Source organism: Achromobacter sp. RW408 (genome assembly GCF_003184165.1).
Lineage (GTDB): Bacteria > Pseudomonadota > Gammaproteobacteria > Burkholderiales > Burkholderiaceae_B > Achromobacter > Achromobacter xylosoxidans.
Genome location: NZ_QHHO01000022.1, coordinates 791,138 through 801,567, shown reverse-complemented (window position 1 = coordinate 801,567; position 10,430 = coordinate 791,138). Strand labels below are relative to the sequence as shown.

Annotated in this window: 9 protein-coding genes; 6 read left to right on the top strand and 3 right to left on the bottom strand. The window is 70.0% G+C overall.

Translation table 11 applies throughout. The annotated features are described in order from the left end of the window. The coding region (locus DK459_RS05985; protein WP_233256766.1) for an acyl-CoA synthetase at nucleotides 1–1,900 on the top strand (1,900 nt) is incomplete at its 5' end. Between the two features lie 87 nt (nucleotides 1,901–1,987). Further along, nucleotides 1,988–2,974: a tripartite tricarboxylate transporter substrate binding protein gene (locus DK459_RS05980; protein WP_006385083.1), complete on the top strand. Its 987-nt coding sequence runs from the start codon at nucleotides 1,988–1,990 to the stop codon at nucleotides 2,972–2,974. Nucleotides 2,975–3,029: 55 nt separating this feature from the next. Here the strand turns inward: DK459_RS05980 and DK459_RS05975 are convergent, their stop codons facing one another. Then, entirely contained in the window at nucleotides 3,030–4,091 is a 1,062-nt protein-coding gene (locus DK459_RS05975; RefSeq protein WP_047991017.1) for a D-cysteine desulfhydrase family protein, read from the bottom strand. 278 nt (nucleotides 4,092–4,369) lie between these two features. Between DK459_RS05975 and DK459_RS05970 the strand changes: the two genes are divergently transcribed. Then, a complete protein-coding gene (locus DK459_RS05970) occupies nucleotides 4,370–5,056 on the top strand; it encodes a GntR family transcriptional regulator (RefSeq protein ID WP_035181720.1) in 687 nt (228 codons plus the stop codon). A 133-nt stretch (nucleotides 5,057–5,189) separates the two neighbouring features. Next, nucleotides 5,190–5,636, top strand: a complete 447-nt coding sequence (locus tag DK459_RS05965) for a universal stress protein (protein ID WP_006385086.1) — start codon at nucleotides 5,190–5,192, stop codon at nucleotides 5,634–5,636. Between the two features lie 77 nt (nucleotides 5,637–5,713). Here the strand turns inward: DK459_RS05965 and DK459_RS05960 are convergent, their stop codons facing one another. Further along, nucleotides 5,714–6,589, bottom strand: a complete 876-nt coding sequence (locus tag DK459_RS05960) for a LysR family transcriptional regulator (RefSeq protein ID WP_006385087.1) — start codon at nucleotides 6,587–6,589, stop codon at nucleotides 5,714–5,716. Between the two features lie 153 nt (nucleotides 6,590–6,742). On the opposite strand from DK459_RS05960, the gene DK459_RS05955 reads away from it, so the two are divergent. Both DK459_RS05955 and DK459_RS05950 read left to right on the top strand, forming a co-directional pair. After that, nucleotides 6,743–8,272 carry an MFS transporter gene (locus DK459_RS05955; RefSeq protein ID WP_110134539.1) on the top strand — a complete coding sequence of 510 codons (1,530 nt, stop codon included), beginning with the start codon at nucleotides 6,743–6,745 and terminating at the stop codon, nucleotides 8,270–8,272. A gap of 130 nt (nucleotides 8,273–8,402) precedes the next feature. Beyond that, the gene (locus DK459_RS05950; protein WP_006385089.1) at nucleotides 8,403–8,870 is read left to right on the top strand and encodes a MarR family winged helix-turn-helix transcriptional regulator; all 468 of its coding nucleotides are present in this window, start codon (nucleotides 8,403–8,405) and stop codon (nucleotides 8,868–8,870) included. A gap of 111 nt (nucleotides 8,871–8,981) precedes the next feature. Here DK459_RS05950 and DK459_RS05945 read toward each other — a convergent pair whose 3' ends face one another. Next, nucleotides 8,982–10,298: an MFS transporter gene (locus DK459_RS05945; RefSeq protein WP_006385090.1), complete on the bottom strand. Its 1,317-nt coding sequence runs from the start codon at nucleotides 10,296–10,298 to the stop codon at nucleotides 8,982–8,984. Nucleotides 10,299–10,430 lie beyond the last annotated feature (132 nt).

Here is a 10,430-nt window from a genome sequence, read left to right as displayed (position 1 = left end):
CCCGCCCTTCGCCGCGCCATTCCCGGTGCGTTCCATCGACGACGTGCGCCGACTGGCGGCCCGGCCGCTGGCCGAGACGCTGACGGTGCAAAGCACCTACGAGATCTTCCGCAACTCGGCCGCCGCCTTCGGCGACCGCACCGCGCTGACCTTCCTGCGCAGCGCCGATCCCGACGAGCCGGCCATCAGCTGGCGCTACGACGAGCTGCTGGCCGGCATCCACCAGACCGCCAACCTGCTGCACAGCCTGGGGCTCGGCCCTTCGGACGCGGTCGGCGTGCTGCTGCCGGGCTGCCTCGAATACCACCTGGCGCTCTGGGGCGGCGAGGCGGCCGGCATCGTGCAGCCGCTCAATCCGCTGCTGACCGAGGACAAGCTGGCCTCGCTGCTGACCACCGCTGGCGCCAAGGTGCTGATCGCCTACGGCTCGGACACCGAATGCGAATCCTGGTCCAAGGCCCTGCGCCTGCGCGAGCGGGTGCCGACGCTGCGCACGCTGCTGCGCGTCACGCCGCATGACGAGCCGCCGTCGCAACGCCCGGCGCTGCCCGGCTTCGCGCTCGACTTCAACAGCGCGCGCGCCGCCCAGCCCTCGGACCGGCTGGTCAGCGGCCGCGTGATCCGCGCCGACGACGTGGCCGCCTACTTCCATACCGGCGGCACCACCGGCGCGCCCAAGCTGGCCATCCATACCCACGCCAACCAGGTCTTCACGGCCTGGGCGGCGGTGCAGTTGCAGGGCGCAGGGCCCGGCGACGTGGTCATCAACGGCTATCCGCTGTTCCACGTGGCCGGCGTGCTGCCGGCCTCGCTGGCGGCGCTGTCGGCCGGCGTGCAGACCGTGATCCCGACCACGCAGCTGCTGCGCAACCGCGAGGTGCTGCGCAATTATTGGCGGCTGGTGGAGCGCCACCGCGCCACCTCGCTACAGGGCGTGCCGACCATCCTGGCGGCGCTGGCCGAGATCCCGCTGGACGGCGCCGACATCTCGTCGCTGCGCTACTGCCGCACCGGCGCCGCGCCGTTGCCGGCGGAGCTGGCGGCGCGCTTCGAACGCCTGTTCGGCCTGCACGTGAACGAAAGCCTGGGCATGACGGAGATGGCCGGCATCACCTCGATCACGCCGCCCGGCTCGCGCTTTCCGGTCAACTGCGTGGGCTTTCCGCTGCCCTACGTGCAGGTGCGCGTGGTCGGCCTGGACGCGCCCGCCGGCCAGCCGGCGCGCGACCTGCCGCCCGGGCAGGCCGGCATGCTGCTGTTCAAGTCGCCCAACGTGATCCCCGGCTTTCTCGACCCCGAGGATACGGCCCGTGCCTTCACCGCGGACGGCTGGCTCATCAGCGGCGACGTCGGCTTCCTGGACGCCGAGGGCCGCCTGCATCTGCAAGGCCGGGCCAAGGACCTGATCATCCGCGGCGGCCACAACATCGATCCCAAGACCATCGAGGATGCGCTGGCCTCGCACCCGGCGGTGCGCATCTGCGCCGCGGTCGGCGCGCCCGATCCGTACGCGGGCGAACTGCCGATCGCCTTCGTGACCCTGGCCGACGATGCCGAGGTCTCCGAGGCCGAGCTGGTCGCGTATGCGGCTGCCCGCGTCGACGAAGCGCCGGCGCGGCCCAAGCGCGTGATCGTGCTCGAGCAGATGCCCATGACCAATGTCGGCAAGATCTACAAGCCCGATCTGCGGCGCCTGGCCACGGCGGTGTCCGCGCGCGCCGTGGTGGAGCGCGTGCTCGCACAGGCCGGCCTGCCGCCTGACAGTTCCCTGCTGCGCGTGCTGTCCGACGCGCAGCCCGACGTCGCCGTCGAGGTCGACGCCACCGCCCCCGCGCCGCTGAAGGAGCAGTTGCGCGAGGCGTTGCAACGATTGCCGGTCAAGGTCGCGCTACGCGACTGACCGGCGCCATTGCAAAGCAACACAGCCGTAAAGCAGCCCCCGAAGCGACAAGACCACAAAACCATAATCACATTGGAGACAAGCCCCATGGCCCACCAACCCCTGCGCCGCGCCTGCCTGGGCGCCCTGCTGCTGGCGCTGGCCGGCGGCGCGCTGGCGCCCGCGGCGTCGGCGCAAAACGCCTTTCCCAACAAACCCATCACCCTGATCGTGCCGTTCCCGGCCGGGGGCTCCACCGATCGTCACATGCGCATCGTGGCGCAGGACGCATCCAAGTACCTGGGCCAGCCCGTCATCGTCGAGAACCGTCCGGGCGCCGGCGGCACCCTCGGCACCGCCACCATGTCGCGCACCGCCAAGCCCGACGGCTACACCGTCGCGCTGTACACGCTGGCCATGCTGCGCATGCCGTACATGCAGAAGACCTCGTGGGATCCGATCAACGATTTCACCTTCATCATTGGCCTGTCGGGCTACACCTTCGGCTTCACGGTGCGCGCCGACTCGCCCTACAAGACCTTCAACGAGTACATCGAAGCGGCGCGCAAGAATCCCGGCAGCGTCGACTACGGCTCGACCGGCGTGGGCTCGTCGCCGCACCTGCTGATCGAGGAAATCGCCATCAACGCCAAGGTCAAGCTGAACCACGTGCCCTACAAGGGCAACGCCGACATGCAGCAGGCGCTGCTCGGCGGCCACGTCATGGCGCAGAGCGACGCCACGGGCTGGGACCAGTTCGTGGACTCGGGCAAGATGCGGCTGCTGGTGACGTTCGGCGAAAAGCGCACCACCCGCTGGCCCGACGTGCCGACCGCGCAGGAGCTGGGCTACAAGGTCGTATCGACCTCGCCCTATGGCCTGGCCGGCCCCAAGGGCATGGACCCGGCGGTGGTCAAGACGCTGCACGACGCCTTCAAGAAGGCTTTGTTCGACCCGGCCAGCATGGAGGTCATGAAGCAGCTGAACCAGGAGCCGGCCTACCGCGACAGCGCCGATTACAAGGCCTGGGCCCAGGCCACCTACGTCAAGGAAAAGGGCCTGATCGAATACCTGGGGCTGATGGCCAAGGATTGACGCCCCCTGCTTCGCCCCGGGCGGGCCGGACGCCTTGCGGCGACCGGCCCGCTTTTCATTGGAACGCCGGCTTGTAGGCGTACAGCCCCGGCGCGCCGCCCGTCATCACGAACAGCACGTCGCTGCCGGGTGCATGGCGGCCGGCGCGCACGTCGGCCAGCAGGCCGGCGAAGGCCTTGCCCGAATACACCGGGTCGAGCAGCAGCCCTTCGCTGCGCGCCAGCAGGCCGACGGCCTCGAGCATGGCGGGCGTGGGCACGCCGTAGGCCGGACCACGCTGGCTGCCGTCCACCAGGATGTCGTTGGGCGCCGGCGCGGCCGCCTCGCCCGTGGCGGCGCCGTGTTCGCCATCCGCCCGGCCCAGCAGCGCCAGGGTGGCGGCCATCAGGTCGCGCGTCTTCGCCTGCGCGACCTCGGTGTCGGCCAGGGTGGTGAACGACTGCACGCGGGTTGCCGGCAGGCCCGCCGCGACCATGCCGGCGGCCAGGCCGGCGTGGGTGCCGGCGCTGCCATTGGCCACCACCACCCGCGCGAACGTCACGCCCAGGGCGCGCTCCTGCTCCAGGATCTCCTGCGCGCAGGCCGCATAGCCCAGCGCGCCGACCGGCGTGGAGCCGCCCAGCGGCGCCAGGTAGACGCGGCGTCCCGCCAGTTCCAGCGCGCGCACCCGTTCCAGGGCCGCCGCCATGGCGTCGGCGCCGACCGGCAAGGCGTGCACGGTGGCGCCGAGCAGCCGGTTGAGCAGCATGTTGCCGTTTTCTTCGTAATCGGCGTCGGCGCACGGCACCACCCGCCCCAGCACCAGCTCGCAGGCCATGCCGGCGCGGGCCGCGGCCGCGGCGGTCAGGCGCGCGTGGTTCGATTGCAGGCCGCCCACGGTCACCACCGTGTCGGCCCCCTGCCCGCGCGCCTCGCCCAGCAGGAACTCCAGCTTGCGCAGCTTGTTGCCGCCCCCGCCCAGCGCCATGTGGTCATCGCGCTTGGCGTACAGGCGCACGCCGTTGGCCGCCGCGCCCAGCGCCGCCTCCAGCCGGGCCAGGCGCTGGATCGGCGTCGGGCCATCGAGCAGGGCGTAACGGGGAAAGCGTTGCAGGGCGGACGACAAATCTATGGACATGGGCGGATTCCTGGATACGTTGAAAGCCGGCCGGCAACCGGATGCCGCTGCCGGTCCGGGCGTGACACGGGGATGGCCAGCAGGATACGCCAGGTCCCCCGGGGGATTGATCACGCTTGGCGGCGCGATTGTGCGGAATCCGGCATGAATCGACCCAGACCGGCTCCACCGGGCGCGCGGAAGGCCGGTTCGCCAACAATTTTCGTATGCAATAAATGTTGCGTGCGCGGGTTTTTGATAGACTGGCTGCCCATACCGTCTTCCCGCCCCCGCGCTTCATGACCCAGGCAGTACCTCCCGACCCCAGCGCCGACGACATCGCCAAGGAAGTCGCCGCCGCCATCGTGGCGCACCGCCTGCCGCCCGGCACCCGCTTGCGCGAAGAGGCCCTGGCACGCGTCTACAAGGTCAGCCGGACCAAGATCCGCGCCGCCCTGCTGATGCTGTCCAAGGACAAGCTGATCAACATCGTGCCCGACAAGGGCGCCTTCGTCAGCAAGCCCGACGCCAACGAGGCGCGCGAGGTCTACGCGGTGCGCCGCATCCTCGAAGCCGCGCTGGCGCGGGAGTTCGTCACCCGCGCCACGGCGGCCGACTACCGCCGCATCGACGCCCACCTGGCCGAGGAACGCGCGGCCGTGGAAAGCGGCGACGTGCAGGCGCGCAACCGCCTGCTGGGTGACTTCCACATCCTGCTGGCCGAGGCCGTCGGCAACTCGGTGCTGACCGGCATGCTGCGCGAGCTGTCGGCGCGCAGCGCCGTGATCACCGTGCTGTACCAGAGCTCGCACGACGCCAGTTGTTCCTCGCGCGAGCACCACGCCTTCATCGAAGCCGCTCGCGCCGGCGACGTCGACCGCGCCTGCGCGCTGATGGACGAGCACCTGGAACACGTGCAGACCGCGCTCGACTTCAGCGAGGGCGACCGCGCCGGCGGCGACCTGGTCGCGGCACTGTTGAGCTGACGCGGCGCCACGCGTGGCGGTTTGACCGCGCGCAACCCTTGATTACGCGCAAACGGCGTCCGTCTCCCGCCCGATACAGTGTTACGTAGCCGCCGCAAGTCGCGGCGGCCGCCGCACAAACACGGGAGACACCATGTACAAGCACATTCTCATTCCCACGGACGGCTCGCAATTGTCCTCGGAAGCCCTGGTCGAAAGCCTCGAGCTGGCCAGGTCGCTGGGCGCCAAGGCCACCATCCTCACGGTCGAGGAACCCTTCCACGTCTTCGCCATGGGCGCGGCGCAGGTGGCCCACAGCCTGGGCGAGTACCAGGACCAGATCCGCGCCCAGGCCGAACGCCTCTTGAGCGCGGCCGCCACCCAGGCGCGCGAAGCCGGCGTGCCTTGCGAAACGCTGCGCGCCACCCACGAAGATCCGTACCAGGCCATCATCGACGCGGCCCGCGAGCGCCACTGCGACCTGATCGCCATGGCTTCGCACGGCCGCCGCGGCATGGCCGCCGTGGTGCTGGGCAGCCAGACGCAGAAGGTGCTGGCGCATTCCACCACGCCGGTGCTGGTGTACCGCAAGAAGGCCTGACGCGCCCGGACTCGGGCAGCCGCCGCGGTCGCCTTCCGGAAGCGGCCGGCGCCGGCCGCCCGGCCGCCCCGACCTGCTCAGGCCGCCGGATGCAGCAGTTGCTCCATGCGATCCTGGATCCAGCGCTCGGTGGCCGTCGGCGTCCGGCCTTGCAGCCAGAGCGTGCGCACCGACAACGGCGGCAGCGACAGGCCGACGCACGGCACGTTGGCCAGGTCCTCGCGGTAGCCCTCGTACTCGGCGATGTTCAGCGGCAGAATGGCCCAGCCCAAGCCATCCACGGCCATGGCGGCGATACTGTAGAAACTGTCTGAACGCCAGGCCGACGGACTCATCACCACATCCTCCACCCCCTCCATCCGCATCACCAGTTGACGATGGCGCGCCAGGTCGTTGCGCGTGACTTCGGGCAACGCGGCCAGCGGATGGTCGCGCGCCACGAAGATGCCCTGCCCCACGTCGCCCAGGTAGCGATGGGCGAAGGCCGCGCCCGGATCGCCGCGATCGTAGTGGAACGCCACGCTGGCGCGCCCCTGCGAGACATAGTCCGCCACTTCGGTGGCCGTGCCGTTCAACTGGGTCAGCTCCAGCGCGGGAAAGCGCGCCGAGACCTCCTTCACCAGCGCGCCCAGCACCCGATCGGGCAAGGCCTCGTCCAGCGCCAGGCTGAGGTGCGCGTCCTGCCCGGCCGCGAATGACAGCGCCCGCTGCTCCAGTCCCGCGGCCTGGCGCAACAGTTCGCGCGCCTCCTGCAACAGCACTTCACCGGCCCGCGTCAGCGTGGCATTGCGGCGCGAGCGGTCGAACAATTCCACCCCCAGGTCCGCTTCCAGCAATCCCAGCGAGGTGCTGACGGCCGATTGCGCCCGCCCCACCTGGCGCGCCGCCGCCGAAAACGAGCCGGCGTCCGCCGCCGCCACGAAATGCCGCAGTTGTTCCAGGGTCCAGTGCATGGTTGCCTCCAGTCGTGGCCAAGCAAGCCTTCAAAAGGCCCTCGCCGCGCGAGGCGGCGGAGCCGCCAGTTATACATCTATTTTATAGATGGATTCCAACTTCTTATCCATGCTTCATAGATTGAAAATGTCCGGCGTTACAGGAGTAAATGCATGACGCAGCGCAATCCCTTCCCCGCTGTCGCCGCGCCCGCGCCGGGCCGCTGGCTGGTGCTGGCCATCGTTTCCAGCGCCCTGTTGTTGATCGTGGTCGACATGACCGTGCTGTACACCGCCCTGCCCCGGCTCACGCACGAGCTGGGCGTGACGGCCTCGTCCAAGCTCTGGATCGTCAACATCTACGCGCTGGTGGTGTCCGGCCTGCTGCTGGGCATGGGCACGCTGGGCGACCGACTGGGCCACAAGCGCCTGTTCATGATGGGCCTGGCGGTGTTCGGCGCGGCCTCGCTGGCGGCGGCCTATTCGCCCAACCCCGCGGCGCTGATCGCGGCGCGCGCGGTGCTGGCCGTGGGCGCGGCCATGATGATGCCGGCGACCCTGTCGATCCTGCGCCTGACCTTCGCCGACGAGCGCGAGCGCGCCATCGCCATCGGCGTCTGGGCCTCGGTGGCCTCGGGCGGCGCGGCGCTCGGACCGGTCATCGGCGGCATCCTGCTGGAGCACTTCTGGTGGGGCTCGGTGTTCCTGATCAACCTGCCCATCGTGCTACTGGCCCTGCCGCTGGCGCGCCGCTACATCCCCGCCGGCCAGCCGGATCGCCAGCGCCCCTGGGACCTGATCGGTTCGCTGCAGGTGATGGTCGGCCTGATCCTGACCGCCTATGCGCTCAAGGAGCTGGGCCGCGCCCAGCCGTCGTGGTTGGACGCCGCGCTGGCCTGCGCCGGCGGCGCGGCCATGCTGTTCGTCTTCGCCCGGCGCCAACGCGCGCGGCCGCATCCGCTGATCGATTTCGCCATCTTCCGCAACCGCAGCTTCAGCTCGGCCGTGGCCGCGGCGCTGTTCGCGGCGGCGGCGCTGCTGGGCATGGAGCTGGTGTTCAGCCAGCGCCTGCAGCTGGTGCTGGGCATGTCGCCGATCGAGGCGGCGCTCTACATCCTGCCTTTGCCGCTGGCCGCGTTCATCGCCGGGCCGCTGGCCGGCTGGCTGCTGCCGAAGGTGGGCAGCGCGCGTCTGCTGTTCGTGGCGCTGCTGACGTCCGGCCTGGGCATGGGCGGCTACCTGTTCAGCTACGACGGCGCGCTGGCGGCGCAGATGGCCAGCCTGTGCGTGCTGGGCGTGGGCATCGGCGCCACCATGACGGCCGCTTCCAGCACCATCATGCAGAGCGCCACGCCGGAACGCGCCGGCATGGCCGCCTCGATCGAGGAAGTGTCGTACGAACTGGGCGGCGCGCTGGGCGTGACGCTGATGGGCTCGATCCTGTCGGGCGTGTACGCGCACACGCTGGAAGTGCCGGCGGGCGTTTCCGCGGCCGTCGCCCGCGACAGCCTGGACGAGGCGCTGGCGCTGGCCGAGGGCCTGTCCGGCGAATTGGGCGCGTCGCTGGCGCGCCTGGCGCGCGGCGCCTTCGACGCGGGCTACGCGGCGGTCATCGCCACGGCCGCCCTGATGCTGCTGGGCACCGCGGCGCTGGTGCTGGCAAACCGGCTGCGTGGCGGCGCGGGCGAGGCCACGCCCCGTTGATCGGGCGCCGGCTTCGCGGCGCTGCGAAAAACCTGCCCCCTGTCGGCACAAAGGCGGCAAGCCCCGTAAACTTCCGGACATTCCCATTGAGATAGATCATCGTACCCAGGGTATGGCTTCGGATAGGCTTATGCGAAACGTGAAACACAAGTCCGCCCCCGACAAGGACAGCTATTTGTTCTCCGACCAGATTGGGCACCTGCTGCGGCGGGTGTACCAACGGCATACCGCCCTGTTCCAGCAGTACATCCCCGACTCGCAGCTGACCGCGGCGCAGTTCGTCGTGTTGTGCTCGGTACGCGACAACCAGGGCAGTTCGCTGGCGGATATCGTCAAGGCCACGGTCATCGACCAGGCCACGGTGCGCGGCGTCGTCGACCGGCTCAAGCAGCGCGAGCTGGTGCGGGTCGACCACGACCCGCACGACCGCCGCAAGGTGGTCATCAACCTGACCCCGGTGGGCCAGGAGCTGGTGCGCAAGATGGAACCCTTTGCCCTGCAGATCACCGAAAGCACCTACGGCACGCTCAATCCCGCCGAGCGCGTGGCGCTGGAATTCCTGCTGCGCAAGATGATCGAGGGCGACGCCGGGGAATGAGGCGTCCGGGCTTCCGGCGTCCGGGCGTCCGGCGTCCGGGCTTCCGGCGTCCGCGCTTCCGGCGTGCGAGCGGCACGCGTCCTCCCGGATGCGCGCCGCCCTTCTGACGGATCAGTCCAGCGCGCGGTTGCGCGACTCGACGTCGACCGCCCGGATCGACAGCGCCGCGGCCAGCAGCATGGCCGCCAGCACCGCCAGCGCCAGCGTGAAGTGGGTGGCCATGATGGGTGCGATGATGGCCGGCGCGAACAGCCCGCCGAAACGCGCCACCGCGCCCGCCAGCCCCATGCCGCTGGCGCGCAGGTCGGTCGGATAGACCTCGGGCGTGAAGGCGTACAGCGCGCCCCAGGTACCCAGCAACGCGAAGCTCATGAGCAGCGTCGAGCCAACCACCAGGAAGCTGGAGGTGCCCAGGCTGTACAGCATGCACCCCACCGCGCTCAGGATCAGGAAGCCGACCAGCGTGGGCTTGCGGCCCCAGCGTTCCACCCCGTAGGCCGACAGCGCGAAGCCGGGCAATTGCACCAGCGCCAGCAGCACCAGGAATTCCTGGCCGCGCATGAAGGCGAAGCCCTGGCTGCTGAGCTTGATCGGCAGGTAGACGAATACGCCGTAGTAGGCGATGGAGATCAGCGCCCAGGCCAGGCACAGCGCGATGCTGCGGCGGCGCAGCGCGTTCGAGAACAGTGCCGACAGCGGCTTGCGCTCATGCAGTTCCGGCTTGAGCTCGGGGATGTCGGTCGGACGTCCGTTGACGCGGGCCACGCGTTCGAGCACCTTGCGCGCCTGTCCCGACTTGCCGTTGCGGTTCAGGTACATCGGCGACTCGGGGATGTAGAAGCGCAGTACCACGCCGATCAGCGCCGGCAGGCCGGTGACGAAGAAGATCACGCGCCAGGCATCATCGCCCCACGACAGCGCGGCCAGCGCCAGCAGCGCCAGGCAGATCGTGCCCAGGGCCCAGAACGATTCCAGCAACACCAGCCAGCGGCCGCGGCGCTCGCTGGGCAGGAACTCGGCCATCATGGTGTAGTCCACCGGCAGCGTGCCGCCGACACCGATGCCGGTGACGAAGCGCAGCAGCAACAACCACGCGAAGTCCGGCGCGAAGGCCGAGGCCACGCCGGCGCAGGCGTCGATGACCACCGCCATCATCAGCACCGGCCGGCGGCCGATGCGGTCGGCCAGCCGGCCGAAGGCGAAGGCGCCGATCAGCATGCCGACGAAGAACGCGGTGCCGGTCTGCAGGGCTTCGGGCACCGGGATGCCGAAGGTGCGGGCGATGGACGGCGCGCTGAAGCCGATCGACAGCACCTGCATCGCGTCGGCGAGCCAGACCAGGCCGAAGATCATGAACAGCCGGTACTGGAACTTGCCGACACCGGCGGTCTTGATGCCTTGTTCCACCGTGATGAATGAAGCTGACATATGCGTGATTCCCTTTGTTTGCCGCGCGCGGCCCGTGCCCGCCAAGGCGCCGGTGCCGCTGTCGGTATGTGGCCCGCCCCGCGGATGCGGGGGTACAGCAACGCCCCCTCGGCGCCGGGCGGGTGCCGATGG

Bases quoted from the DNA above. Each gene is read 5' to 3' on its own strand.
- DK459_RS05980 (WP_006385083.1), top strand. From the start codon at position 1,988: ATGGCCCACCAACCCCTGCGCCGCGCCTGCCTGGGCGCCCTGCTGCTG.
- DK459_RS05975 (WP_047991017.1), bottom strand. From the start codon at position 4,091: ATGTCCATAGATTTGTCGTCCGCCCTGCAACGCTTTCCCCGTTACGCC.
- DK459_RS05970 (WP_035181720.1), top strand. From the start codon at position 4,370: ATGACCCAGGCAGTACCTCCCGACCCCAGCGCCGACGACATCGCCAAG.
- DK459_RS05965 (WP_006385086.1), top strand. From the start codon at position 5,190: ATGTACAAGCACATTCTCATTCCCACGGACGGCTCGCAATTGTCCTCG.
- DK459_RS05960 (WP_006385087.1), bottom strand. From the start codon at position 6,589: ATGCACTGGACCCTGGAACAACTGCGGCATTTCGTGGCGGCGGCGGAC.
- DK459_RS05955 (WP_110134539.1), top strand. From the start codon at position 6,743: ATGACGCAGCGCAATCCCTTCCCCGCTGTCGCCGCGCCCGCGCCGGGC.
- DK459_RS05950 (WP_006385089.1), top strand. From the start codon at position 8,403: ATGCGAAACGTGAAACACAAGTCCGCCCCCGACAAGGACAGCTATTTG.
- DK459_RS05945 (WP_006385090.1), bottom strand. From the start codon at position 10,298: ATGTCAGCTTCATTCATCACGGTGGAACAAGGCATCAAGACCGCCGGT.